Annotated in this window: 22 protein-coding genes, 1 tRNA gene and 1 pseudogene; 3 read left to right on the forward strand and 21 right to left on the reverse strand. The window is 63.8% G+C overall.

All coding sequences use genetic code 11. The features are described 5' to 3' along the window. Positions 1 to 245 precede the first annotated feature (245 nt). Together GQB03_RS12270 and GQB03_RS12275 are read left to right on the forward strand one after the other, a co-directional pair. Positions 246 to 2,219: a sigma-54-dependent Fis family transcriptional regulator gene (locus GQB03_RS12270; RefSeq protein WP_159689514.1), complete on the forward strand. Its 1,974-nt coding sequence runs from the start codon at positions 246 to 248 to the stop codon at positions 2,217 to 2,219. A 75-nt stretch (positions 2,220 to 2,294) separates the two neighbouring features. Then, positions 2,295 to 3,299 carry an adenosine deaminase gene (locus tag GQB03_RS12275; protein ID WP_159689516.1) on the forward strand — a complete coding sequence of 335 codons (1,005 nt, stop codon included), beginning with the start codon at positions 2,295 to 2,297 and terminating at the stop codon, positions 3,297 to 3,299. Between the two features lie 6 nt (positions 3,300 to 3,305). Here GQB03_RS12275 and GQB03_RS12280 read toward each other — a convergent pair whose 3' ends face one another. The 4 genes from GQB03_RS12280 to GQB03_RS12295 are packed head-to-tail and all read right to left on the reverse strand — an operon-like array spanning position 3,306 to position 10,161. Continuing rightward, positions 3,306 to 4,397: a CobW family GTP-binding protein gene (locus GQB03_RS12280; RefSeq protein ID WP_159689519.1), complete on the reverse strand. Its 1,092-nt coding sequence runs from the start codon at positions 4,395 to 4,397 to the stop codon at positions 3,306 to 3,308. Between the two features lie 3 nt (positions 4,398 to 4,400). Next, the gene (adeC, locus tag GQB03_RS12285; protein WP_159689522.1) at positions 4,401 to 5,801 is read right to left on the reverse strand and encodes an AdeC/AdeK/OprM family multidrug efflux complex outer membrane factor; all 1,401 of its coding nucleotides are present in this window, start codon (positions 5,799 to 5,801) and stop codon (positions 4,401 to 4,403) included. Further along, entirely contained in the window at positions 5,798 to 8,950 is a 3,153-nt protein-coding gene (locus GQB03_RS12290; RefSeq protein WP_159689525.1) for an efflux RND transporter permease subunit, read from the reverse strand. Before GQB03_RS12290 ends, adeC begins: the two co-directional genes overlap by 4 nt. Positions 8,951 to 8,961: 11 nt before the next feature. After that, positions 8,962 to 10,161, reverse strand: coding sequence for an efflux RND transporter periplasmic adaptor subunit (locus GQB03_RS12295; protein WP_159689528.1), 1,200 nt, complete (start codon positions 10,159 to 10,161; stop codon positions 8,962 to 8,964). 126 nt (positions 10,162 to 10,287) lie between these two features. Between GQB03_RS12295 and GQB03_RS12300 the strand changes: the two genes are divergently transcribed. Further along, complete coding sequence (locus GQB03_RS12300; RefSeq protein ID WP_235027045.1) at positions 10,288 to 10,929, forward strand: TetR/AcrR family transcriptional regulator; 642 nt, start codon at positions 10,288 to 10,290, stop codon at positions 10,927 to 10,929. Between the two features lie 23 nt (positions 10,930 to 10,952). Here GQB03_RS12300 and GQB03_RS12305 read toward each other — a convergent pair whose 3' ends face one another. From GQB03_RS12305 to ybgC, 17 genes and pseudogenes are all read right to left on the reverse strand, one after another. After that, positions 10,953 to 11,741, reverse strand: a complete 789-nt coding sequence (locus GQB03_RS12305) for an enoyl-CoA hydratase-related protein (RefSeq protein WP_159689530.1) — start codon at positions 11,739 to 11,741, stop codon at positions 10,953 to 10,955. Between the two features lie 19 nt (positions 11,742 to 11,760). Beyond that, positions 11,761 to 13,926, reverse strand: coding sequence for an acetate--CoA ligase family protein (locus GQB03_RS12310; RefSeq protein ID WP_159689533.1), 2,166 nt, complete (start codon positions 13,924 to 13,926; stop codon positions 11,761 to 11,763). 1 nt (position 13,927) lies between these two features. Further along, complete coding sequence (locus GQB03_RS12315) at positions 13,928 to 14,710, reverse strand: enoyl-CoA hydratase/isomerase family protein (RefSeq protein WP_159689536.1); 783 nt, start codon at positions 14,708 to 14,710, stop codon at positions 13,928 to 13,930. Between the two features lie 581 nt (positions 14,711 to 15,291). Next, positions 15,292 to 15,419 (reverse strand): annotated as a pseudogene (locus tag GQB03_RS23220) (helix-turn-helix domain-containing protein). A 10-nt stretch (positions 15,420 to 15,429) separates the two neighbouring features. Continuing rightward, on the reverse strand, positions 15,430 to 15,741 hold the full coding sequence (locus tag GQB03_RS12320) for a HigA family addiction module antitoxin (protein WP_235027046.1): 312 nt from the start codon (positions 15,739 to 15,741) through the stop codon (positions 15,430 to 15,432). A gap of 6 nt (positions 15,742 to 15,747) precedes the next feature. Further along, positions 15,748 to 15,999, reverse strand: a complete 252-nt coding sequence (locus GQB03_RS12325) for a type II toxin-antitoxin system RelE/ParE family toxin (RefSeq protein ID WP_159689712.1) — start codon at positions 15,997 to 15,999, stop codon at positions 15,748 to 15,750. 201 nt (positions 16,000 to 16,200) lie between these two features. Next, positions 16,201 to 16,276, reverse strand: a tRNA-Lys gene (locus GQB03_RS12330). A gap of 77 nt (positions 16,277 to 16,353) precedes the next feature. Continuing rightward, on the reverse strand, positions 16,354 to 17,463 hold the full coding sequence (locus GQB03_RS12335; RefSeq protein ID WP_159689539.1) for a YeeE/YedE family protein: 1,110 nt from the start codon (positions 17,461 to 17,463) through the stop codon (positions 16,354 to 16,356). Positions 17,464 to 17,532: 69 nt separating this feature from the next. Then, complete coding sequence (gene queC / locus GQB03_RS12340) at positions 17,533 to 18,228, reverse strand: 7-cyano-7-deazaguanine synthase QueC (protein ID WP_159689542.1); 696 nt, start codon at positions 18,226 to 18,228, stop codon at positions 17,533 to 17,535. Positions 18,229 to 18,263: 35 nt separating this feature from the next. Then, positions 18,264 to 18,938 carry a 7-carboxy-7-deazaguanine synthase QueE gene (queE, locus tag GQB03_RS12345; RefSeq protein WP_159689545.1) on the reverse strand — a complete coding sequence of 225 codons (675 nt, stop codon included), beginning with the start codon at positions 18,936 to 18,938 and terminating at the stop codon, positions 18,264 to 18,266. After that, positions 18,939 to 19,667 (reverse strand): tol-pal system protein YbgF, encoded by a 729-nt coding sequence (gene ybgF / locus GQB03_RS12350; protein WP_159689547.1) that lies wholly within the window; start codon positions 19,665 to 19,667, stop codon positions 18,939 to 18,941. Further along, positions 19,667 to 20,209, reverse strand: coding sequence for a peptidoglycan-associated lipoprotein Pal (gene pal, locus GQB03_RS12355; RefSeq protein ID WP_159689550.1), 543 nt, complete (start codon positions 20,207 to 20,209; stop codon positions 19,667 to 19,669). Before pal ends, ybgF begins: the two co-directional genes overlap by 1 nt. Before the next feature lie 24 nt (positions 20,210 to 20,233). Then, entirely contained in the window at positions 20,234 to 21,511 is a 1,278-nt protein-coding gene (gene tolB / locus GQB03_RS12360; protein ID WP_159689552.1) for a Tol-Pal system beta propeller repeat protein TolB, read from the reverse strand. Positions 21,512 to 21,674: 163 nt separating this feature from the next. Next, positions 21,675 to 22,187 (reverse strand): energy transducer TonB, encoded by a 513-nt coding sequence (locus GQB03_RS23475; RefSeq protein WP_327516812.1) that lies wholly within the window; start codon positions 22,185 to 22,187, stop codon positions 21,675 to 21,677. A gap of 372 nt (positions 22,188 to 22,559) precedes the next feature. Then, positions 22,560 to 22,964 (reverse strand): ExbD/TolR family protein, encoded by a 405-nt coding sequence (locus GQB03_RS12370; protein WP_159689558.1) that lies wholly within the window; start codon positions 22,962 to 22,964, stop codon positions 22,560 to 22,562. 18 nt (positions 22,965 to 22,982) lie between these two features. Continuing rightward, positions 22,983 to 23,657, reverse strand: coding sequence for a protein TolQ (gene tolQ / locus GQB03_RS12375; protein WP_159689561.1), 675 nt, complete (start codon positions 23,655 to 23,657; stop codon positions 22,983 to 22,985). After that, positions 23,654 to 24,100: a tol-pal system-associated acyl-CoA thioesterase gene (gene ybgC, locus GQB03_RS12380; protein WP_159689564.1), complete on the reverse strand. Its 447-nt coding sequence runs from the start codon at positions 24,098 to 24,100 to the stop codon at positions 23,654 to 23,656. The genes tolQ and ybgC overlap by 4 nt, the downstream gene beginning before the upstream one ends. Positions 24,101 to 24,117: the final 17 nt, after the last annotated feature.

Below are 24,117 nucleotides of genomic sequence, written 5' to 3' on the forward strand. Positions count from 1 at the left end.
GCGATGGCGTCCGGCTTGCGCGTGACGAGCGGGTCCGGGTGGACGCAGCGCCATTGCGGCCATGGCAGCGAGAGGCGGATAGTGGTCTACTGATGAACTTAGCGGCGATCCCCGGACTGCCGCAGCGCGCATCCGAAGGGACGACGCGGCGATGGACATAAACGAAAGCACGGGCCGGCAGCGGACCCGTGCGCACCCTTGGCGCAGGCCGGCATCGTTGCCGGAACGCGGGAGGAGACAGAAAGATGCAAGTCGATCAAAAAGCGCACATCGAGCATGTGCTGTCGGTAACGAACGCGGCGCAGTTGCGTGACGACAGGATCCAGCGTTCATGGAAGCGCTGTATCGAAGACCATGACCTCGATCCGACGCGGCCGACGCCGGCGCACATCATCGAGGCTTCGCTGTTCCGCGAACATCGTGACCAGATCGAGGATTTCCTGCAGGTGGCGCGAACCGGCATGGAGCAGCTCTACAAGCGGGTCTGCGACCTTGGCTATGTGCTGTTGCTCACCGATGCACAAGGTGTGGCGGTGGATTTCATCGGTAACGACCGCTGGCAGGGCGAGCTGCGGCGATCCGGACTCTACCTCGGAGCCGACTGGAGCGAGGCGCGCGCCGGTACCTGCGCGGTGGGGACCTGCATTGCCGATCGTCTGCCGATCACCTGCCACCAGACCGATCACTTCGATGCGTCGCACATCGGGCTGACCTGCAACGGCGCGCCGCTGCTCGATCCGACCGGGGATTTCCTCGGTGTGCTGGACGTCTCCGCGCTGACTTCGCCGTCTCCGCGGGAAAGCCAGCACCTGGCGCTGCAACTGACCATGATGTACGCGAAGATGATCGAGGACGCGAACTTCATGCATTTCTTCCGCGAGGCGTCGGTGCTGCGGCTCGGGGCGGCCTGGCCGATGGTCGATCTGAGCGGCGAGCTGATGCTCGCATTCGATGCGGACGGGGTGGTGGTCGGTGCCAACAGCGGCGCACGGCGTACCTTGCAGGCCGTGGGCGAAGACGGCCTGGTATCGGAACTCGTGGGGGCGCCGCTTGGTGGCATCTTCCGTGAGAGCATGGCCGAAGTCTGGCGCATCGCGCGGGCGGGCCTGTGCAACGACCGCTCCGCGCTCACCACTCACCAGCACGGCGTCTTCTACGCGAGTGTGACGCCGCCCCGCGTGGTCGCGCGCAGCCGCCCGGCCGCGATGGATGATGGTGACGCGATGGTCAGTGCCCCTGCGCTCGATCGGCTGGCGGGTGACGATCCGCAGATGCAGCGCCTGATCCGGCAGGCCAAGCGCCTGGTAAACAAGTCGGTGGACATCCTGCTGCACGGCGAAACAGGAACCGGCAAGGAAGTCGTGGCCAAGGCGCTGCATGAATCCAGCGAGCGCCGCGACAAGGCCTTCGTGGCCATCAACTGCGCGGCGATTCCGGAGTCGCTGATCGAGAGCGAGCTGTTCGGTTACGCGGCGGGCGCGTTTACAGGTGGCCGCAGTAAGGGCATGAAGGGTCTGATCGCCCAGGCCGACGGCGGCACCCTGTTCCTCGACGAGATCGGCGACATGCCGCTGCATCTGCAGACACGGTTGCTGCGCGTGCTGGCCGAGAAGGAAGTGACGCCGCTGGGCAGCGACAAGGCGCAGGCGATTCGCCTGACCGTGGTGGCCGCCTCGCACCGCGACCTGCGCAAGCTGATCGCCGAGGGGCTGTTCCGGGAAGATCTCTACTATCGTCTGTGCGGGGCGATCCTCTATTTGCCGCCGCTGCGCCAGCGGCGCGACAAGGTTTACCTGATCGAGCGTCTGGCCGCGGAGGAGGCCGCGGAGATGGGCGGCAGTGTCGATATCGATCCGCAGGCGATGTCGGTGCTGTGCGCGCACCCGTGGCCGGGCAATGTTCGTCAGCTGCGCAACGTACTGCGCTTTTCGCTGGCGGTGAGCGACGCGGGGATCATCCGCATCGACGACTTGCCCGGTGAGCTGATGGAGCCGGCGGAGCTGGCGCAGGTGCCGGCGCAGGCCCGTCCCGCGCTGGCCGAGACGTCGAGCGAGGCGGACCGGCTGCGCTGGCGGGACCAGGAAGGGCTGTGGCTGGAAGAGAGCCTGAAGCGCCACAAATGGTGCGTCACGGCCGCTGCCGAAGAGCTGGGGCTGTGTCGTGCGACCATCTACCGGCGCATGAAGCGCTACGGCATCGTTCCGCCCAACCTGATGTGAGTGCGGTGCAGCAATCGGCTCCACACGGGCCGGGCCGGGGGCTAGAATCCTCATGTCGATCACCGGAGACGCATGATGGATCTCGAAAGCTATGTCCGCGTACTGCCCAAGGCCGAGCTGCATCTGCATATCGAGGGCACGCTTGAACCGGAGCTGATGTTCGAGTTGGCGCGCCGCAATGGCGTTGCGCTGCCCTGGAAGAGCGTCGAGGAGACGCGCGCGGCCTACGCCTTCGAAGACCTGCAGAGTTTTCTCGACCTGTATTACGCGGGGGCCGCCGCGCTGGTGTGCGAGGAGGACTTCTTCGACCTCGCGATGGCCTACTTCGAGCGTGCCGCAGCGGATGGCGTGGTGCATGCCGAGCTGTTTTTCGATCCGCAGACCCACACCGCACGAGGGGTCGCCTACGAGACGGTACTGAACGGGCTCGAGCGCGCCTGCGCAACGGCGCAGCGTCGATTCGACATCAGTTCGCGGCTGATCCTGTGTTTTTTGCGCCATCTCAGCGAGGAAGAGGGTTTCGCCACGCTAGCGCAGGCGCTGCCGCAGGTCGCGCGCATTCATGGCGTCGGGCTCGATTCGTCCGAGATGGGCCATCCGCCGTCGAAGTTCGCTCGGTTGTTTGCACGCTGTCGCGAACTGGGCCTCCATGTGGTCGCCCACGCAGGCGAGGAGGGGCCGCCCGAGTACATCATCGAGGCATTGGACCTGCTGCAGGTGGAGCGCATCGATCACGGGGTGCGAGCCTTCGAGAGCCCGGCGCTGATGGCGCGCCTCGCGGGTGAGCAGATGCCGCTCACCGTGTGTCCGCTCTCCAACGTGAAGCTGTGCGTGTTCCCGACCCTGGCCGATCACAACCTCAAGGCGATGCTGGACGCGGGCATCAAGGTCACGATCAACTCCGACGATCCGGCCTACTTTGGCGGCTATGTCGGCAAGAACTACGTCGATAGCGCTGCGGCGCTGGGCCTTGGCCGCGAGGAACTCAAACGCATCGCGCGCAACAGCCTCGAGGCCGCTTTCGTGAGTGACGCCGAACGGGCGCCGTGGCTGGCGCGGCTCGCCTCGATCGAAGCCTGAGGCTGTTCAGGCCGGGGCCTGCCCGCCGATCGACGAGAGGATCGCTTCGACCTCCTCGCGAGGCAGGTCGCGGACGATGAAGACCAACCGGCTGCGGCGGTCGTTGTAGGGCGCTTCGTCCGGCCACGCGGGCAGGCTGGCGCCCGGATATACCGAATGTTGCACGCATTGCAGGACCCGCGGCCGTGGATCACCGGCGACATTGAGCAGGCCCTTGATGCGCAGGATGCGCGCGCCATAGACCTGCAGCAACAGACCGAGCGCCTCGGAAAAATCGAACCACTGCAGCGGCGCGTCGAAGCGGAGCACGAAACTGTCGATGCCCGCGTCGTGGCGGCCGGCGTTGCTGCTCGAGACCGCGGGTGCGCCCGCCCTGCGCCAGGCGACCGGACGGATGCGCTGGCGTGCCGCGGCCTCGTCGCCGAGCCAGGCAGCGACGTCCGGTGTCTTGCCGGCCGGGTCGTAGAGCCCGCAGCCGAGGACGGCCTCGACCGGTGCCGCGCCGCCGGCGATCTCGATCTGGCGGGCGCCCGGGTTGAGCGCAGCGAGGCGCTCCGACAGGGCGGCACATTGCGCGGCATCGGCGAGATCGCATTTCGTGATCAGCAGGCGATCGGCCATCGCCACCTGGCGCACCGCCTCGCGGTGCTCGTCGAGCTGGGTCATCGCGTGGGTGGCGTCCACTGCGGTGATGACGCCGTCGCAGCGGTAGCGCGCCGAAATGAACGGATCGGACATCAGCGTGTGAATGACCGGCGCAGGATCGGCGAGGCCGGTCGTCTCGATCAGCACCCGCCGCAGTGGTCCGATCTCGCGGCGCAGTGCACGCATGAACAGATCCTTGAGCGCGCGGACCAGATCTCCCTGCACGCTGCAGCAGATGCAGCCGGAGTCGAGGACGACGAGGTTTTCGTCGATCTGCTCGACCAGATGGTGATCCACGCCGACCGCGCCGAGCTCGTTGATGAGCACCGCGCAGCCGGCCATGTCGGGCTGGCGCAGCAGGTGGTTGAGGATGGTGGTCTTGCCGGCACCGAGGAAACCGGTGAGCACCGTCACCGGCAGCCGGCGGTCATCATCCCCGGTAGGCCCGGTCATGGATTACTTCCAGCCACCACCCATCACCTTGTAGAGCGTCACCCGGTTGGCCGCTTCGGACAGTCGCACGCCGATCAGCTCCTGCTGCGCTGCGTAGAGCGAGCGCTGGGCATCGAGCAGTCCGAGATAGCTGTCGACGCCATTGCGGTAGCGCGCATCGGAGAGCCTGAATGCTTCCTCGCTGGCTGCCACGAGTTGCCTTTCCGCATCGAGTTGCTCGGCCAGCGTGGCGCGGTCGGCGAGTCCATCGGCGACCTCACGGAAGGCCGACTGGATGGCCTTCTCGTAGTTGGCGATATTTATGTCGCGCTGTATTTCGGCAACGTCGAGGCTGGCACGCAGGGCGCCGGCGTTGAAGATTGGCAGGCTCAATTGCGGCACGAAGCTCCAGGTGCCCGAGCCCGAGCCGAACAGGCCGTCGAGGGTCGAACTCGCGGTGCCGGCGCTGGCGGTGAGCGAGATACGCGGGAAGAATGCGGCGCGTGCCGCGCCGATGCTGGCATTGGCAGCACGCAGCTGGCGTTCGGCCTGGAGCACGTCGGGCCGGCGGGTGAGGACCGATGAGGGCACGCCGGCTTCGAGTTCGGGCAGCGCCGTGACCGCGTCGACGAGTCTGCCGGGCAGCAGGTCGGCCGGGACCGGCGTACCGACCAGCAGGGCAAGTGCATTCTCGTCGCGTGCGACCTGCGCGGTGTAGCGGGCCGCGTCGGCGCGGGCACGCTGCATGGTGGTTTCCGCCTGGCGCAGTTCGAGGGCCGAAGACGCGCCGGCTTCGAAGCTCTTGCGGGTGAGCGAGAGGGATTTCTGCTGCGTCTCGAAGGTGCTGCGGGCCAGTTCTCGCAACTCGCGATCCGCCGCCAGGGTCAGCCAAGCGTTGGCGACTTCCGCCACCAGGCTGACCTGCGCGCCGCGGCGCGCTTCCTCGGTGGCGAGGTAGGTCTCCAGCGCCTGCTCGCTCAGACTGCGGATGCGCCCGAAGAAGTCGAGTTCCCAGGCGGACAGGCCGATGGTCGCGCTGTACTGGCGGTTGATGGTCGGTTTGCCACTGCTGGTCAGATCGCCTGGCAGGCGCTGGGCGGTTTCGCCGATACCGGCATTGACTGCCGGAAAACTGTCCGCGCGCTGGATGCGGTACTGCGCGCGGGCCTGCTCGATGTTGAGCGCCGAGACGCGGAGGTCGCGGTTGTTGGCGAGCGAGAGCGCGATCAGTTCGCGTAGCCGCGGGTCGGCGAAGTAGTCGCGCCATCCGATGTCGGCCACCACCGCAGCGTCGCTGCTCGCAGCAGCGCCTGGCCAGCTGGCCGGAACCGGTGCGGCGGGGCGTTCATAGTCGGGCGTGAGCGTGGTGCAGGCGCCGGCCAGCAGTGCCGACATGATGATGCCTGTGGTACGTATCGGTGTCATTGCTTGGCCTCCAGCGTCGGCGCGGCCGATGCCTCCGGCTTGTCCTTGAAGATGCGTTTGATGACCACGTAGAACAGCGGTACGAAGAAGATGCCGAGCACCGTGGCGAAGATGGTGCCGCCGAGCACGCCGGTACCGATCGCGTTCTGGCTGCCCGCACCGGCGCCGGTGGCGAGTGCGAGCGGCAGCACCCCGAAGCCGAAGGCCAGCGAGGTCATGAGGATCGGACGCAGGCGCATGCGCACCGCTTCGAGTGTTGCCGCGACGAGTTCCTTGCCCTCGGCCATTTGCTCCTTGGCGAACTCCACGATCAGGATCGCGTTCTTCGACGACAGGCCGATGGTGGCGAGCAGACCTACCTGGAAGTAGATGTCGTTGGACAGCCCGCGGCCGGTGGCCGCAACGATCGCGCCGAGCACGCCGAGCGGTACCACCAGCATCACCGCGAAGGGTACCGACCAGCTCTCGTAGAGCGCCGCGAGACACAGGAAGACGACGAGAATCGACAGTGCGAACAGCGCCGGCGCCTGGGAGCCGCTCTTGCGCTCCTCGTAGGAAGTGCCCGACCAGTCATAACCGATCCCCGCCTGCAGCTTGGCCGCGATTTCCTCGACCGCCTTCATCGCCTCTCCGGACGAGAGGCCCGGTGCCGCCTGGCCGAGTACCTCCATGGACGGCTGGCCGTTGAAGCGCTCGAGACGCGGCGAGCCGTAGGTCCAGTGGGCGCTCGCGAAGGCCGAGAAGGGGACCATCTCGCCCTTGGCGTTGCGTACGTACCACTTGTCGAGATCCCCCGGTGTCATGCGCGCGTCGGCGGTGGCCTGGACGTAGACTTTCTTGATGCGGCCACGGTCGATGAAGTCGTTTACATAGGTGCCGCCCCAGGCGGTGGACAGCGTGTCGTTGATGTCGGCCACCGACACGCCCAGCGCGCCGGCCTTGGCGTGGTCGATGTCGAGCGCCAGTTCGGCCATGTCTTCCTGACCGTTGGGGCGCACGCCGACGAGGCGCTTGTCCTGTGCGGCCATGCCGAGGAACTGGTTGCGCGCCGCGAGCAGTGCGTCGTGACCGAGGCCCGAGCGATCCTGCAACTGCACGGTGAAACCGCCCGAAGTGCCGAGTTCGAGCACGGCGGGCGGCACGAAGGCGAACACCATCGCCTCGCGGATCTGCGAGAAGGCCGCCATGGCGCGACCGGCGACCGATTTCACGTCCATGCCCGGTTCGCGGCGTTCGTCCCACGGACGCAGGTTCACGAAGCCGATACCAGCGTTCTGGCCGTTGCCGCCGAAGGAGAAGCCGGCCACGGTAAAGATCGAGCGGGCCGTGTCCTTTTCATTCTCGAGGAAGTGCTTCTCGACTTTCTTGAGGACTTCGAGGGTCCGCTCCTGGGTGGCACCGGCAGGCAGCATGATCTGGTTGAACATCACGCCCTGGTCCTCTTCCGGGAGGAAGGATGTCGGCATGCGAACGAACAGGAAACCGAGGACGACCACGATCACCGCGTAGATCAGCATGAAGCGCAGGCTTCGCCCGAGGATCCCGCCGACCGCCGACTCGTAGCGCCGGGTCCCGCGCTCGAACTTCTGGTTGAACCAGTGGAAGAATCCGCCGAAAAGGCCGCCTTCGCCGTGTTCGTGGCCCTTCTCCACGGGTTTGAGCATGGTGGCGCACAACGCTGGGGTGAACACGATGGCGACCAGCACGGACAGTCCCATGGCGGCGACGATGGTGATCGAGAACTGACGATAGATCACGCCGGTAGAGCCGCCGAAGAAGGCCATCGGCACGAACACCGCCGACAGTACCAGGCCGATGCCGACGAGGGCCCCGGTGATCTGGCCCATCGAGCGCTTGGTGGCTTCCTTGGGTGGCAGGCCGTCTTCGGTCATGACGCGCTCGACGTTTTCGACCACCACGATGGCGTCATCGACCAGCAGACCGATGGCCAGCACCATGCCGAACATGGTCAGGGTGTTGATCGAGAAGCCGAAGGCGGCCATCACGCCGAAGGTGCCGAGCAGCACCACCGGCACGGCGATCGTGGGGATGAGCGTGGCGCGCAGGTTCTGCAGGAACAGGTACATCACCAGGAACACCAGGATCACCGCTTCGACCAGGGTCTTGACCACTTCCTGGATGGAGATCTTGACGAAAGGCGTGGTGTCGTAGGGCACCACGTACTTCACGCCGGCCGGGAAATAGCGCTCCATCTGGTCCAGTCGGGCGCGCACCGCGGTGGCTGTATCGAGGGCGTTGGCACCCGCGGCGAGGCGAATGCCGATACCGGCTGCGGGTTGCCCGTTGTAACGGGCAACGGTGCTGTAGCTTTCCGCACCGATCTCCACGCGCGCGACGTCGCGCAACCGAACTTCGCCGCCGTCCGTGGCGCTGCGTAGCAGGATGTTCTCGAACTGCTCGGGCGTCCGGAGACGGCTCTGGGCGGTGATCGATGCGCTGAAACCCTGGCCGGCCACGGCCGGCGTGCCGCCGAGCTGTCCAGCGGAGACCTGGGTGTTCTGCGCCTGGATGGCATTCTTTACGTCGCCCGGGGTGAGTCGGAAGTTGGTGAGCTTGGCCGGGTCCAGCCAGATGCGCATCGCGTACTGGGAGCCGAACACCGTGACCTCGCCCACGCCATCCACCCGCGAGAGCGAGTCCTGTATCGACGACACCAGGAAGTCGGAGAGATCGGTGCCACTCTGGGCGCCGTCTTCCGATACGAAGCCGATCACCATCAGGAAGTTGCGCGCGGACTTGGCAACCGTCACCCCCTGTTGCTGGACCGCCTGGGGAAGCAGCGGCAGTGCCGTCTGGACCTTGTTCTGCACCTGCACCTGGGCGATATCCGGGTTGACGCCGGCATCGAAGGTGAGCGTGACAGTGGCATTGCCGAAGGAGTCGCTGTTGGAGTTCATGTACAGCAGGCCGTCCAGACCGGTGAGCTTCTGCTCGATGATCTGGGTGACCGAGTCCTCCACGGCTTTCGCCGAGGCACCGGGGTAGCGGGCGTTGATGGCGATCGCGGGCGGGGCGATCGATGGATACTGGGATACCGGCAGCTCGATGATCGAGAGCGCACCGGCGAGCATGATGACGATCGCGATCACCCACGCGAAGATGGGGCGGTCGATGAAGAAGCGGGCCATGATTCAGCGCCTCACTGCTTCGCAGGGGCGGCGGCGGGGGCTGTCGCACCGGCGTTCGCTTCCTGGGGGGCGACCGTTGCGCCAGGCCTGATCTTCTGCAGGCCATCGACGATGACCTTGTCGCCGGCGGCGAGACCTGTGCTGATCAGCCATTTGTCGCCGATCGAACGGACTGCGGTGACCGGACGCGCTTCGACCTTGTTCTCGGCGCCGACCAGCATCACCACCGCATTTCCGCGTGGGTCGCGGCTGACCGCGGCATGGGGCAGGAGGATTGCTTGCTCGACTTCACCCTGGACGAGATGTGCTCGGACGTACATGCCGGGGAGCAGCTCACCCTTGGGGTTCGGGAACACTGCACGCAGCGTCACGCTGCCGGTGTTGCTGTCGACCGTGACCTCCGAAACCGCGAGACGTCCTTCGGGGGCGTAATCGCTGCCGTCTTCGAGCACCAGTCGCACAGGTACGGCCTGTCCCGGGACGCGCTGGAGTTTGCCGTCCGCAAGATCGCGCTTGAGGCGCAGGAGATCTGTGCTTGACTGGGTCAGATCGACATAGATCGGGTCGAGCTGCTGGACGGTTGCCAGCGCGTCGGCCTGATTGGCGGTCACCAGCGCGCCGGCGGTGACGCTCGATCGGCCGATGCGACCCGAAATGGGTGACTTGACCTCGGTGAAGGCCAGGTCGATGCGCGCCTTTTCCAGCGCAGCGCGTGCGGATGCGACGTCGGCTTCTGCCTGCTTCAGCGCAGCGGCAGCATCATCGTTGGCCTGCTTGCTCACCGCTTCGATCTTCACCAGATCGGCATATCGCTGCGCCTTCAGACGAGCGCTGTATACGTTGGCTTCGGCGCGAGCGACGCTGGCCTTGGCGCTTTCGTAGTTCGCGCGGTAGGTGGCCGGATCGATGCGGTACAGGGACTGTCCTTCCTTGACGCTGCCCCCTTCGGTAAATAGCCGTTTCTGGACGATACCGGTGACCTGCGGGCGCAGTTCGGCGACCATGTAGGCGGCGGTGCGTCCGGGAAGTTCGGTGGTGAGCTGGATCGGCTCGGTCTTCGCCGTCACGATGCCGACGGGGCTTGCCTGCGGCGCACCGCCGCCAGCAGGTGCCGCCTGCTTCGCTTCTCCACCGCACGCGGATACGATCAATGCGCATGCCAGTGTTGCTGCAAACGGTTTCAGAATGGGGTTGGACAGTGCCTGGTGCATGTAAGGCCTCGTGGGGGTCGGGTGCCGGAGATTCCCGGGTAGGAAATCTGCAGGGGGTGGTATAGAATGCACGTTCTAGTTTGAGCGCTCATTCTAAGTTAGGAATTGTGGCATTGCAAAAGAATCATGTCCTTTTTCAGGACCGGGGGTTGGCCGATGACCGATGAAGCCATTTCTTCGTCCGATTGCTCGCGGGCAGAGGCCCGCCGCAACCAGATTCTCGAGGCTGCCGAGGCGTGTTTCCGCGAATATGGTTTCCATGGCGCAAGCATTTCCAGGATCTCGAAGTCATGCGGTATGAGTGCCGGACATATTTACCATTACTTCGAGAACAAGGAAGCCATCATTGCGGCGATCGTCGCCAACGATCTTGACCGCCTGCTGGCGATGTCCGCTGAAATGCGCAATGCGGACAATGTGCTCGATGCGTTGATCGACCGGGTTGCCGAGGGCGTAGTCGAACAACTCGAGTCGCGCGGCGCCGGATTGAAACTCGAAATCGCGGCGGAAGCTGCGCGCAATCCCACGGTGGCCGAAATCGTGCGCGGTGCCGATCGTCGCTGCACAGCCAGCCTCGCGGAGACCTTCCGGCTGGCACGCCTGGCCGCCGGAAAGTCCGCCACACCCGAAGAAATCGCACGCATGGTCGAAGTCATCGCGGCGATGTTCGATGGGCTGCTGCTGCGCAGGGTGCGGCAGGCCGACATCGATACCCGGGAGCTGATCGTCGGTTTCCAGTCGGTGATTCGCTGCCTGATCACATCCTGAGGACGCGCTCAGGCAGCGATTCGCTACTTCTGGAGCATGCGCTGCACCGCCGCCAGATGTTCCGGCTCGTTGTGGCACATCCCCTGAAAGGTGGCGCACAGGTCGAGGAAGTCCTTCAGCTCCATCCGCTGCGCCATTTTCATGAGCCGCTTGGTGAGCCTCAGCGCCTTCGGCGGCTGGGCCGCATAGCGTTTGGCAATTTCGCCTGCCCGCGTCAGCAGTTGATTGTGGGGGACGACATCCAGTACCACGCCCAGTGACTTCGCTTCGTTGGCATCGATGATGCGCCCGCTCAGGGTGAGCTCGAAGGCTTGCTGGTAGCCGATCAGCCGCTGCATGAACCAGGCGCCGCCGTCCCCGGGGATGATGCCCAGATTCAGGAAGGTTTCGCCGAACTTGGCCTTTTCCGAAGCGATGCGGATGTCGGCCATGTTCGCCAGGTCGAAGCCTGCACCTATGGCCGGGCCGTTCACCGCGGCGATGATCGGTATCTCCACCTGCTGCAGGGCCAGCGGAATCCGCTGGATGCCGTGGCGATAGCGCTCGGCGCATTCGGCGACACCGCCCGCGAAATCGCCACCGCGTTCGGCCATGTCCTTGATGTTGCCGCCGGCTGAGAATGCCGAGCCTGCTCCGGTGATGATCAGCGCCGAGACGTCCTCGTGATGGTTTACCCAGTCGGCGACGGTCAGGATGTCATCGATCAGGGCCGTTCCGGTAAGGGCATTGCGTACGTCATGGCGATTCAAGGTGAGCGTGGCGACGCCGCCATCAAGTTCGAGCAAGGCGTCGGAAAGCCGCGGTAGTGTCATAAGAATGCTCCCTTGCGGTTCAAACTGCCCAATTGACGATCACGCGCGCGTCGACCACCGCGTAGCCATCGTCATAGGCGAGGATCGGGTTGAGGTCGAGTTCCGCCAGCGCCGGGTAGGCGGTGACCATGCTCGACACCTTGAGCAGCAGGTCGACCAGGGCCTCCTTGTCGACCGCCGGCTCGCCCCGTGCGCCTTCGAGGATCTTGCGTGCCTTGATCTGCTCGACCATCGACCGGGCATCGTGGCGTGACAGCGGAATCGCCCGGAAGGCCACATCCTCCAGTATCTCGACGAAGATCCCGCCGAGGCCGAACATCATCACCGGGCCGAAGATCGGATCGCGACTTACGCCGATGATCACCTCGGTGCCTTTTTTCGCCATCGGCGTTACCAATACACCGCGAATGTTTGCCGATGGCCGAAAGGCGCGACAGGACGTCATGATCTGGTCGTAGGCTTCGCGTAACGCGGCTTCGCCGCGCAGGTTGAGCTTGACGCCGCCCGCATCGGACTTGTGCAGGATGTCCTCTGACACCACTTTCATGACCAGTGCCTGATCTCCGAACCGGTGCGCTACCTCCCCGAGTTCTTCCGTGTCGTGGACAAGGACCTCGGGCGCCACGTTGACGCCGTGTGCGCGCAGCAGGGCCTTGGCTTCGAATTCAAGGAGGGCGCGCTCTTCGTTCTTGGCCGTGGCGAAGAGAGCCTCGGTTTCTGCAGTTGGTATTGCGGGTGGCAGGGGCTCGCCGCCCGTCGCGTCACGCAGATACATGCCACGCTCGCCGAGCGCTTTCAGGACGGTCACGGCGTGCTCGATCGAGGAGTACACCGGCAGTCCGGCTTCATGCAGGCGGCGCAGCGCGGGCGGCTTTATGGGGGCGTAGAGACTGTAGATGACGAGCGGCTTGCTCGAGCGGCGACCCAGTTCGATCATCGATTCGGCGCCGCGCATCTCGCCACCCAGCAGATCCTCAGCAAAGCGGATGCTGTAACCGCCGAACATCCCTACGAGGAACACGGCATCGACGTTTTCGTCCTCCGCGACGATTTCCATGCAGTTTGCTAGCAGGGCGGGATTGGCATCGGTACTGCCTGCAACGTCAACCGGATTGACCAGCGAGGCTTGTGGAAAGAGGATCTCGCCGAGGCGTCTGCGCGTCGTTTCGCTGAGTACCGCGAGTTCCAGTCCCGCTTCGGCCAGCCGGTCCGAGGCGATCGTCGCCTGCCCGCCACCGTCCGAAACGACGGCGACGCGTTTTCCCGGAGCCTTCTGCAGCAGCCCGAGTCCTTCGGCCACCGGCAGGACGTCGTCGGAATCGTGAACCACGCTCACGCCCACCTGGCGCAGCAGATCAACCGTCATCGCATAGCTGCCGGCCAGCGCGCCGGTGTGCGAGCTGGCCGCCTTCGCGCCCTGCTCGGTGGAGCCGGACTTGTACACCACCACCGGTTTAACCGCGGTGATCTCGCGTGCAGCCTGGAGGAAACGTTCGCCGTCGCGAAAGCCTTCCACGTAGAGCGTCGCGACCTTGGTGTGCGGGTCCTCGCCGAGATAACGCAGATAGTCGTTGAAGCCGATGTCGGTCTGGTTGCCGGGCCCGACATAGGTGCTGAAGCCGACGTGGCCGTTATGTTCGGCCTCGAGCACCAGTGAGAGGAGCATGTTGCCCGACTGCGAGATGAAGCCGATGTCGCCAGCCTTGACGTTGGCCAGCGCAAGCAGGTTCACCTTCTTGTGAAGGTTGAACATGCCCGAGGTGTTCGGCCCAATGATGCGCACGCCACCCGCACGGGCTGCGTCGAGCACCTGCTGCTCCAGCTTTGCGCCTTCGGGGCCGGTTTCGCGAAATCCGCTGGCAAGGATCACCGCCCCCTTGACGCCTTTCTTGCCGCATTCGACGAGCAGGCCCGGTACCGTTGCCGCGGGCGTGCAGATCAGGGCGAGATCGATCGCACCGGGTACGTCGGCGAGCGATGGGCAGGTCCGCACCCCGAGGATCATGTCGACCTTGGGATTGATCGGATAGATGGCGCCCTGGTAGCCGTCCTTGATCAGCCCGATCATGGCCTTGTAGCCGCGCTTTGTCGGATCCGCCGACGCACCGACGATGGCGATCGAGTCGGGTGCGAGAAAGTCGTGCAGAGGACTGCGCTTGGCAAGCTGAGGTTCGGGTGTATTCATGTCATTCTCCCTTGAAGACCGGAGCACGCTTTTCGGCAAAGGCGTCGATGCCCTCCTGCCAGTCCCGCGTGGTGCCGACGAACATCATGCCCTCGAGCTCCGCGGTGAGCGCCGCATCGAGGGTGCGTTCGGCCGCCATGTTGAGCTGCTCCTTGGCCAGTTGCATCGAGAAGGGCGCCTTGCCAGCGAGCTTGCGCGCGAATCCTCGGGCAGCGTCCAGGAAACCCTCATCGTCGAAAACGCGGTTGGCGAGACCGATTCGGACGGCTTCCTCGCCGTCGATGCGTTCTCCCAGAAATACCAGTTCGCGCGCCTTGGCGAGTCCTACGAGGCGCGGCAGCAGCAAGGTCACGCCACCACCCAGGAAATTGCCGATGCTGATTTCGGGCAGCCCGATCTGAGCGCTACGCGCCATCAGAACGAAATCCGAGGCCAGTGCCACCTCGGCACCGGCTCCCAACGCGAAGCCATTGACCGCAGCGACGACCGGCTTCTTGAGGAGCATCAGCCGTTTGCAGACGATCTGCTCGCCCTGCAGGTACTGGCGTCGATCGAAAGCGGTGCGTCCAGCCTTGTGCTCCTTGAGGTCGGCGCCGACACAGAAGGCGCGGCCTTCGCCGCTGAGAAGTACGACACGCGCATCCTTGTCCGCTTCGGCGCGACTCAGTGCGTCGTTGAGCTCGCCATAGAGAGTCTGGGTGACTGCGTTGAGACGGTGTGGGCGATTCAGGCGGATTTCCGCAATGCCGTCCGTCATGCCATAGATGATTGTCTCGTAACTCATCGCCGCTCCTTTGGTGGTTGAGGAAGCGCGGATGTGGGTACTGATCGGGCTGACCCCGGGCGCCGTGATGTGGCCGGTTCAAGGTCGAATGCGGAGCAAGGCAGAAAAAATGCGGCCCTTGCTGGCGCAAAGATCGCTCGTCGTTTTCGTGCCGGCCAGCCGACAGTCTAGCGGATCGATCTAAGTCTGGTATCACGAGCGCGGAAAAGAGCAGGATTTGCCGGGCGTTGACAAAATGACGAAGCAAAGGCTCCGTTGAATACGCCAGGAGGCACGAGCTCTTTGTCTTGCAAGAGCGACATACCCACAGCAAGTGCAGAAACTGCCAAGCCTGAAATGAGTGCGACGGCTACCGATAGCTGAGAAATCGCAAGCCCCTGTCATCCGTTGTAGGGATCATCGGCCATTTGTTTTTCACGCTCGCAGACAGTGCCCACACGGAAAGCAGGGTACGTACAGCAATTGACATTTTGGGCGGCGTGAGCACAGAAAAGCCGTGCCGTCATCCTTGGTACGCGGATAGCGCTGTAGGCCGACGGTCACCCCTTCCTCCCGCGCAGCCACTCCACCGCCTTGGCGGACTACGCTGGGCTGCCATATGCCGCAGTCAGGAGCGTCTGTGCTGGTTGTGGGATGTCCCCCCGCTCTCGTATCGACTTCCGCCGGATTGCGTAATGCCCAGGCGCGACCAGAGTTCGGTCTGGCTCAGGCCGTGCTTGTCACGCGGCCATCAATGCTGCCTTGGTCACGACGGGCATACCGGCTTCTCGAGCTTTCCACAGGTCGTATGCCGCTTGCTGCCAAATCCACGTATCGGCCCGGCCGCCGTTCTCGACGCCAAGCCATCCTTCCAGGCGAAGTGCCATTTCTGGGGAAATCGCAGCGTGGCCATTCAGTACCCGTGACAGCGCCGCACGAGTAACGCCGAGCTGCTTTGCTGCGTCGGTAACCGTCAATCCAAGCTCGGGCAACACGTCTTCACGCAAGATTTCACCGGGGTGTGGCGGATTGTGCATCGCGTTCATATCCATGTCCTCTCAGTGGTAGTCCTGGTAATCGACCAGAACCGCGTCGTCGCCCTCGAAACGGAACGTCAGGCGCGAGTTTCGATTTACCGTTACCGACCAAGGGCCAGCCAAGTCACCAGTCAGCAGGTGGAGCCTCCAGCCGGGCAGTTTCATGTCCTCTGGAGCTTGCGCCGCATCCAGTCTTGCCAACTGCCGAGCCAACCTCGACGCGTGGTGCGGCTGAACGCCGGCCTTGCTTCCGGTTTCGAAGAACGCTTTCAGCCCTCTACGCGCAGGACGAAAAGCACTCGGTCGTGGTCCCGGATCTGCTGGTGTCGAGGGCTGGCCGCGCCTAGCTGCAACAAGCGCGTATTTTGGCTGAACAGGTACCCTGAATCACGCGAATCTGGCTATATGGTGGCTACACCAAGGTAGAAAGCACAAAGCCCAGCCTTGTGGGCTGGGCTTTGTGCTTGATTTCGGTGGTAGGCCGTGCGTGGCTCGAACACGCGACCAACGGATTAAAAGTCCGCTGCTCTACCAACTGAGCTAACGACCCCCGAAGAGCTGCGCATTATAGTTTAGGGCCTTTTCTCCGTCAACCCGGGACGTCTCCGCAGACGAGAAGCAGGCCATTCAGCCCTCTCGCATCAGTTTCCAGTATTCAATTTTCATGGTGAGCGCCGAGCCTGCGATGATCGCAGCGGTGGTGATCAGCGAACCCAGCGCCAGGGTGGAAACGCCAGAGATCCCCTGGCCAATCGTACATCCCAGTGCGGTGACGCCGCCGAAGCCCATCATGATCGCGCCGCTCAAGTGGCGAAGGAGGTCGTTTGCATCGCGAAAGCTCTCAAGGCGGAAGCTGCGGGTGAGCAGCGCATAGAGCGCAGAGCCCGCCGTGACCCCAAGTACGGCGGCGATGCCGAAAGTCACGATCTTGCTGGTGTCGCTCCAGAACATCAGCAACTCGAGGCTGAATGCATACGGCGCGACGAAGGTGAAGGTTTCCATGCGACCGCTGTTGGTCCCTATGAAGGCCTCCTCGAGGGTGTCCGGGTGTTCGGCGACAAAGCCGACGTGGCCCGATACATACCAGCCCGCAACGACGACTGCGCCGATGACCAGTCCGCCGATGAGTATGTCGCTGCGCCATGCGTCGCGACTTGCCAGTGCGAACAGGCCGAGGCCGCCGCCGACAATCGCAGTGGTGATCATGATCGCGATGTCGGCAGCGAGCCCCGTCTGGCGTGACAGGATGGCAGGGATATCCTGAGTGCTGCCAAGGTCGATGCCGACGGAGTCCAGTGCTGCGACGCGCCAGGTGCCGAACAATCCGCGCAGGGTCATGTACGCGGCGATTCCGAGGAAGACGAATACGACCAGCGATTTCAGGTTTCCGGTCCCGATGCGGATCAGGCTCTTGCTGCCGCAGCCCGAGGCCAGCGTCATGCCAGCACCGAACAACAATCCGCCAACGATATGCGATAGCCAGAGCAGGCGCGGTCCGGTGTAGATCGACTTGTGCAGATCGATCAGCCCGCCCAGCTGCAGTGCCGTAGCCCCGACAATGGCGACGGCCATGGCCAACGCCCACATCCGCATCCGCCCCCAATCGCCGATGTTCATCGCGTCGGAGATCGCCCCCAAGGTGCAGAAGTTGGTCTTGTTGCCGACGAAACCGAAGATGACGCCAAGCGCAAATGCGAGCCAGGCGATGGTTGTCGAAGCGATCAGATGGTCATCCATGGGCAAGGCTCTTGGCGCGATGTCTGGTCATTGGGGTCGCCGCAGCGAACGGCGGGTAGGACGTGCCGTTCAGCTCTGGGGCTGAGCGTAGGGCGTCGGATCTGCGACACCCGCGGCCTCGAAACCCGCCCGGCGCAGCCTGCATGCATCACACAGACCGCAGGCGCGGCCGGACGAGTCGGCCTGGTAACAGGAAACGGTGAGCCCGTAGTCTACGCCCAGCGCGACGCCACGGGCGATGATCGCTGCTTTGTCGAGCGCCATCAACGGGGCGTGAATGTTGAGCGGAGCGCCTTCGACGCCTGCCTTGGTGCCGAGCTTCGCCATGTTCTCGAAAGCCCTTATGAACTCCGGCCTGCAGTCCGGATAGCCTGAGTAGTCGACGGCATTGACCCCGATGAAGATGTCCCGGGCGTTCAGGACCTCGGCCCAGGCGAGCGCCAGCGAGAGCATGACGGTGTTGCGGGCGGGGACATAGGTCACCGGGATCGTTCCGGCTTCGACGCCCCCGATCGGAACCGCAATGCCGGCATCGGTCAGGGCTGAACCGCCGAACTGGCCGAGATCTACCCGCGCGAGGCGGTGTTCTATGGCGCCCAGAGCCGTGGCGACCCTTCTCGATGCCGTCAGTTCGGCGGCATGGCGCTGGCCGTACTCGACCGAGAGTGCGTAGCAGTCGAAGCCCTCGCTGCGGGCGATTGCCAGGCAGGTGGTGGAATCTAGGCCGCCGGAGAGGAGGACGACAGCGCGTTTGTTGTCAGTCATGCTCGAAGTGAATCTTCCAGATGTACGGGTCTTTTTCAGCGCCCTGGCTGATTGCCCCAGATGACCTTGTGCAACTGCACCTGCATCCTTACCGGCAGGCGATCATCGACAATCCATTCAGCCAGATCGGCGGGCGTCAATTCGCCCTGCACCGGTGAAAACAGTACCGGGCAGCGTTGCGCAATCCCGTAAATACCGAGTTGCTCGACCGCCCAGTCGTAGTCCTGGCGGTTCGCCAGCACGATCTTGATCTCGTCGCGGGCATTCAACAAGGGAATGTTTTCCCAGCGATTCTTTGACGTCTCGGCGGAACCCGGCGCCTTGAGGTCCATGATGCGCGAGACACGCGGGTCGACGCCGCCGATGTCCAGGGCGCCACTGGTCTCGAGCGACACCGAGTAGCCTGCATCGCAAAGTCTCTCGAGCAGCACCAGGCAGGCTTTCTGGGCAAGCGGCTCACCGCCCGTCACGCATACCGTTGGTACCCCGTGACGTGCCACTTCGGTGACTATCTCGTCAATGCTCCAGCTCTTGCCACCATTGAAAGCGTATTCCGTATCGCACCAGCGACAGCGCAGGGGGCAGCCGGTGAGGCGCACGAAGACCGTAGGCAAGCCGACGCGCGACGATTCGCCCTGTATCGAGCAGAAAATCTCGGTAAGGCGCAGTCGCGCCTCCGCCGGGGGCCCCGGAGCTCGCTCTTCGGGCATTTATTTCTTGCCCAGGCGCTGCTTGGCCATCTGCGCGGCGGAGCTGTCGGGATAGCGACTCAGGAGCGCTTCAAGACTGCTGCGGGCGCCTTTTGCATCGCCCATCGCCTGCTGGCTGTTGGCCAGGCCAAGCAACGCATCGGGCGCTCGCGGGTCGTCCGGCCATTTCGACTCCACCTTGCGGTAGTAATCGCCGGCCTTGGCAACCTCGCGTGCCTGGTACCATGCGCTTCCCGCCCAGAAGTTCGCGCTTGGCAAAAAGCTGCTGGCCGGGTAGGACTGGGTGAACTTCTCGAAACCATCCCCGGCTTCCGCATACTTTCCGGCCTTCAGGAGGTCGAGCGCCGCCTGGTAGTCGCGCGCTTCCGCAGCGGGGTCGACCGGCTTGGAGGCTGCGGGCTGGGAGCGCGTCTCGATCTGCCGCAGGCGGTTGTCGAGATCGACGTAAAAGTCTTTCTGGCGCTTTTCAATCGAGTCGAGCTTGTAGGTCAGCACTTCGACCTGGCCGCGCAGCTTTGCGATTTCGGACTTCATGGTCTCGAGTTGGTTGGAGAGCTCGAGCTGGGCCTGGCTGCCGGCCTCCAGCCGGTCCAGTCGTTGTCCATAGGCGTCACGAATGCGCACGATCTCCTTGCGCGCCTCGGTGTCGTCGAACACGCCCGCGGCCGCCGGCATGGCAGCCGGAAGAAGGAGCGCGACCAGGGAGGCTGCAGCCAGGGCCCTACTCATTAGAATTCACCCGAATAGAGCATGTCTCCGCGACGGTTTTCCGCCCAGCAGGCCTCGCTTGCGTCGAGGCAGCGTGGCTTCTCCTCGCCGAGGCTGACTGATTCGATCTGCGCATCCGCCGCGCCGAGCAGCTGCAACGCCTTCTTGACCGCGTCGGCACGTTTCTGGCCGAGGGCGATGTTGTACTCGCGGCTGCCGCGATCATCGGTATTTCCCTGGACAAGCATCTTCATCTTGGGGTTGGTCTGCAGGAAGCGGGCATGCGCCTGGATCAGCGGTTTGAATTCGTCGCGAATCGTAAAGCTGTCGTAGTCGAACAGTACGCTGCGCTTGGAGAGGATATTGTTCGGATCCTTCAACGCGGCGATGCCGGCGTCGCCGCCGCTCTGGCCCGGCGTGACGGTCTGGACGCCCGGAGTCTGGACCGTGCCGGAAGAGCGGTCTTCGACGCTGGCGCCGGACTGGTCTCCGGACATCGGGGTCGAGCTGCAACCAGCGAGAAGCGCCAGCATCAGCGCGGGTACGACGAGGTGGTGACGCATGTGAAACTCCTTCGTTTCGGGGTTTTAGCGGGGCAGGGGGCCCCAGGCGGGTTCGCGAACATCGGCAGCCTGCACCGACAGTCGTTGTTTGATGCGGCCATCTGCCGAGACCGCGGCGAGCACGCCACGGCCGCCGGATTCGGTGGCGTAGAGAATCATCTGTCCGTTGGGCGCAAAGCTGGGCGACTCGTCGCGGCTGCCGTCGGTAAGTATCTGCACCTGACGGCTGGCGAGATCCATGATGGCGACCTGAAAGCGGCCATTGTTGCGCGTTACGAAGGTGAGGCTGCGGCCGTCCGGCGACGGACGTGGTGTAACGTTGTAGCCACCGTCGAAGGTGATCCGCTCGACACCACCGCCACCGGCCTGAATGCGGTAGATCTGCGGGCTGCCACCGCGGTCCGAGGTGAAATATATCCATTTTCCGTCTGCAGACCAGGCGGGCTCGGTATCGATTCCGGACGAGGAAGCGATGCGGCGCACGCCAGAGCCATCGGCATTTACCGTATAAAGCTGGCTCTGACCGTCCTTGGTCAGCACTACGGCGAGCTGGCGGCCATCCGGTGACCATGCCGGTGCCGAATTGGAGCCTTTGAAGTTGGCGGCCACGTTGCGCAGGCCGGTTGCCAGCGAGTGCACGTATACCACCGGTTTCTTTGCCTCGAACGAAACGTATGCCAGCTTGCTGCCGTCCGGAGACCATGCGGGCGAGATGATTGGCTCGCGCGAAGCCAGGGCGGTCTGGGCGTTCATTCCGTCGGCGTCGGCGATCTGAAGCTGGTAACGTCCGGCGGATTTCACGACGTAGGCAATGCGGGTCGAGAACACGCCCCTGAGGCCGGTGAGTTTCTCGAATACGAAATCCGCGATACGGTGACCAGTTGCACGGTTTTGCTGGGAGGTCATGCGCAGCGCAAGGGCACCGAGTTCTGCCTGGCGCTGGGTGTCGAAGAGGCGGAAGCGGACCTCGAAGCGCCCGCCGTCGATCGGCACCACACTACCGACCAGCACTGCATCGGCGCCCCGGCCACGGATATCCGCGAGATCCGGAAGCGTCGCCGCGGACATGGGTTGTGAACCGACCTCGACCATGTTGAAGAGGCCGCTGTGCGCGAGATCGCCTCGCACCACCTCGGATATCGGGCCGGCCAGACCGTTCTCGCCCTCGAAGGCCGCGATTGCCACCGGTATGCGGTTCGCACCTGCTCCCGAAATTTCGATGGCAAGCTGTGCGCGGGCCGACAGTGCGAGCGCAACGAGGACGAAGCCGACGATGTAACGGGCAAGAAGAGTATGTTTCATAAGGCCTTTCACCTGCTGCAAATTATACCGAAGGGGCTGGGCGTCCGGTTGTCGCCCTGTCGTCGAACGACATCCAGCCGGTTTTTTCTGTCTGAGCGTCCGTCCGTGCGTCGCCGGTGCGACTTGGGCAGGATCGCGCTCACCGATCAACTCTGATGGCACTCTAGTCATCGAGTGGCCTGAATTTCAGGTCCAGGCTGCGGTTGAACAGTTCTGCCTTGTCCGGTTTGGGGAGCGGGCTCGATTTGCGGATCGCGCGTTCGATTGCGAGATCCAGTGCCGCATCACCGGAGCTGCGCTTGAGTCTGACGTCGACCACGGTACCGTCGGGCAGCTGATCGACTTCGAAGCGCGCCTCCGGATTGCCGCCCAGTCCTGGCGGGAGGACGATATTGCCCCGAACCTTGACGCGAATCTTGTTCTGGTAGTCCGCCAAGGCCTTTGCCGAAGCCGCCTGAGCCTGCATGTCGGCGACTCGCGCCGAGTCCTCGCGCATCAGTGCCTGCTGCCGAGCACGTTCGGCATCCTTTGCGAGCATTTCCTTCAGGCGTGCCGTTTCACGCTCTTCCGCGCGACGATCGGGTTTGGGGTCCGGTTTTGGCTCGGGCTTCGGCTCAGGCTTCTTCTCGGGCTTGGGCTCGATTCTTTTTGGTTCCGGCGTTTTCTTTTCAGGCACGGGTTCAGGCTTCCGTTCCTGCTTCTTCGGTTCGGGTTTCTTTGGTTCGGTCTTGACCGCTATGTCCGGGGTTCTTGGTGGCTCTGGTGCCGGTTGTGGCGTGGGTGTCGGCTTGGGCGGGGGCTCCGGCCTGGGCGTCGGCTGTGGCTTGGGTTCTGGTCTGGGTTGCTGTCTGGCAGGCGGCGCAGGCTCGCTCCCGCGCACGAGCGCGACCTCGACCGCCGCGGGTGGTTGCGATTGCCAACGAAGGCCGTAAAAGAGGAAGGCCAGCAGCAGGCCGTGCACCAGGGCGGTGAGTGCCAACGAGATCCATTTTCCGGATTTCGGCGATGCCGGGCGTGGTCCCTCCATCTGGGGTGCTGCTCCGTACCTTTACTTGTGACCCGACTGCACGAGCAGTCCGATCTTCTGCAGACCTTCGATCTGCAGTCTGTCCATGACATCGAGGATCGTCTGGTAAGGCGCCTTGCCGTTACCGGCGATCACGATTGCCTGCTGCGGGTTCTCGGTCTGGGCCGCCTTCAGCTGGGCTACCAATCCGTCCAGGGAGACATTCCGTGCGTTGCCTCCAGGTTCGCGCATCTTCAGGCTTCCGTCGACCGCAACCTCGATCTGGATCGGTTGCGTCGGTACGTTCGAGGCATTGGCAACGCTCGGAAGATCGACGGTCCCGGTCTGGATCATCGGTGCGGTGACCATGAAGATCACCAGCAGGACCAGCATCACGTCGATGTAGGGCACTACGTTGATCTGGTTCATGAGTCGGCGCTGGCGCATTCGAGTGCTCCCGTTCGCTTAGCGCAACTGGCGCTGCAGGATGTTCGAGAACTCTTCCATGAAGCTCTCAAAGCGGATCGACAGGCGGTCGATGTCGTGGGCAAAGCGGTTGTATGCAACAACCGCCGGAATCGCCGCGAAAAGACCAATCGCAGTGGCGACCAACGCTTCTGCAATGCCGGGTGCAACATGGGCCAGGGTGGCTTGACCGACGTTGGCGAGACCCCGGAAAGCGTTCATGATGCCCCATACCGTTCCGAAGAGGCCGACGTACGGAGATACGGAGCCGACCGATGCGAGAAATGCCAGATGTGCTTCGAGCTCATCGACCTCGCGCTGGTAGGTCGCGCGCATGGCCCGACGTGCTCCATCCATGGTTGCGACGTTATCCATGTTCTTGCCACGCAGTTTGGCGAATTCGCGGTAGCCGGATTCAAAAATCCGCTCCATCGCGCCCGCATGGTGCCGATCGTTCACTGCGCTCTGATAGAGACTGTTCAGATCCCCGCCACTCCAGAAGTCACGCTCGAAGCGATTCGTCTTGGTCCGGGCGGCGCGGATGGCAAAGGATTTGCGGAAGATCCAGTACCAGGACATGAAGGAGACGAGCGCGAGCAGCGCCATGACCAGCTTGACGACCACGCTGGCATTGGCAATCAGGCTGATGATCGAAAGATCGGTGGTGATGGTCATGAAGAGGAGGAAGGATGAAGTTGTCGACGCACGTCTGCGGGTATGGCCGCAGCCTTGCCGCGGGATTGATCGATACAGGCGATATCGACTCTCGCCTGGAACAGGAGTGCCTCGTCGCGGAGAATTTTCTGCCCGAAACCAATGCTGGCCCGGCCGAGTCGTTCGATGGTGGTGATCACCGTGAGCATGTCGTCGAGTTTTGCGGAGGCCAGGTAATCGGCCTGTACCGACCGGACCACGAAAACGATGCCGCGATCGTCGCGAAGGGTTTGCTGCTCGAAGCCGGTCGCACGGAGGTACTCCGTACGGGCGCGTTCGCAGAAGCGGAAGTAATTTGCGTAGTAAACCATCCCGGCCGCGTCGGTGTCTTCATAATAGACGCGAACAGGCCACGCGAACGGGGGCGAAACCGGCTCGGATGTTGGTGATGGAACGGCATACATGGCGCCGATTCTAACCG

It is taken from the genome of Cognatazoarcus halotolerans (assembly GCF_009800965.1).
Lineage (GTDB): Bacteria > Pseudomonadota > Gammaproteobacteria > Burkholderiales > Rhodocyclaceae > Cognatazoarcus > Cognatazoarcus halotolerans.

Excerpts from the sequence above, each read along its gene's own strand:
- GQB03_RS12270 (WP_159689514.1), top strand. The coding sequence starts at position 246 with ATGCAAGTCGATCAAAAAGCGCACATCGAGCATGTGCTGTCGGTAACG.
- GQB03_RS12275 (WP_159689516.1), top strand. The coding sequence starts at position 2,295 with ATGGATCTCGAAAGCTATGTCCGCGTACTGCCCAAGGCCGAGCTGCAT.
- GQB03_RS12280 (WP_159689519.1), bottom strand. The coding sequence starts at position 4,397 with ATGACCGGGCCTACCGGGGATGATGACCGCCGGCTGCCGGTGACGGTG.
- adeC (WP_159689522.1), bottom strand. The coding sequence starts at position 5,801 with ATGACACCGATACGTACCACAGGCATCATCATGTCGGCACTGCTGGCC.
- GQB03_RS12290 (WP_159689525.1), bottom strand. The coding sequence starts at position 8,950 with ATGGCCCGCTTCTTCATCGACCGCCCCATCTTCGCGTGGGTGATCGCG.
- GQB03_RS12295 (WP_159689528.1), bottom strand. The coding sequence starts at position 10,161 with ATGCACCAGGCACTGTCCAACCCCATTCTGAAACCGTTTGCAGCAACA.
- GQB03_RS12300 (WP_235027045.1), top strand. The coding sequence starts at position 10,288 with ATGTCCTTTTTCAGGACCGGGGGTTGGCCGATGACCGATGAAGCCATT.
- GQB03_RS12305 (WP_159689530.1), bottom strand. The coding sequence starts at position 11,741 with ATGACACTACCGCGGCTTTCCGACGCCTTGCTCGAACTTGATGGCGGC.
- GQB03_RS12310 (WP_159689533.1), bottom strand. The coding sequence starts at position 13,926 with ATGAATACACCCGAACCTCAGCTTGCCAAGCGCAGTCCTCTGCACGAC.
- GQB03_RS12315 (WP_159689536.1), bottom strand. The coding sequence starts at position 14,710 with ATGAGTTACGAGACAATCATCTATGGCATGACGGACGGCATTGCGGAA.
- GQB03_RS12320 (WP_235027046.1), bottom strand. The coding sequence starts at position 15,741 with ATGGATATGAACGCGATGCACAATCCGCCACACCCCGGTGAAATCTTG.
- GQB03_RS12335 (WP_159689539.1), bottom strand. The coding sequence starts at position 17,463 with ATGGATGACCATCTGATCGCTTCGACAACCATCGCCTGGCTCGCATTT.
- queC (WP_159689542.1), bottom strand. The coding sequence starts at position 18,228 with ATGACTGACAACAAACGCGCTGTCGTCCTCCTCTCCGGCGGCCTAGAT.
- queE (WP_159689545.1), bottom strand. The coding sequence starts at position 18,938 with ATGCCCGAAGAGCGAGCTCCGGGGCCCCCGGCGGAGGCGCGACTGCGC.
- ybgF (WP_159689547.1), bottom strand. The coding sequence starts at position 19,667 with ATGAGTAGGGCCCTGGCTGCAGCCTCCCTGGTCGCGCTCCTTCTTCCG.
- pal (WP_159689550.1), bottom strand. The coding sequence starts at position 20,209 with ATGCGTCACCACCTCGTCGTACCCGCGCTGATGCTGGCGCTTCTCGCT.
- tolB (WP_159689552.1), bottom strand. The coding sequence starts at position 21,511 with ATGAAACATACTCTTCTTGCCCGTTACATCGTCGGCTTCGTCCTCGTT.
- GQB03_RS12370 (WP_159689558.1), bottom strand. The coding sequence starts at position 22,964 with ATGCGCCAGCGCCGACTCATGAACCAGATCAACGTAGTGCCCTACATC.
- tolQ (WP_159689561.1), bottom strand. The coding sequence starts at position 23,657 with ATGACCATCACCACCGATCTTTCGATCATCAGCCTGATTGCCAATGCC.
- ybgC (WP_159689564.1), bottom strand. The coding sequence starts at position 24,100 with ATGTATGCCGTTCCATCACCAACATCCGAGCCGGTTTCGCCCCCGTTC.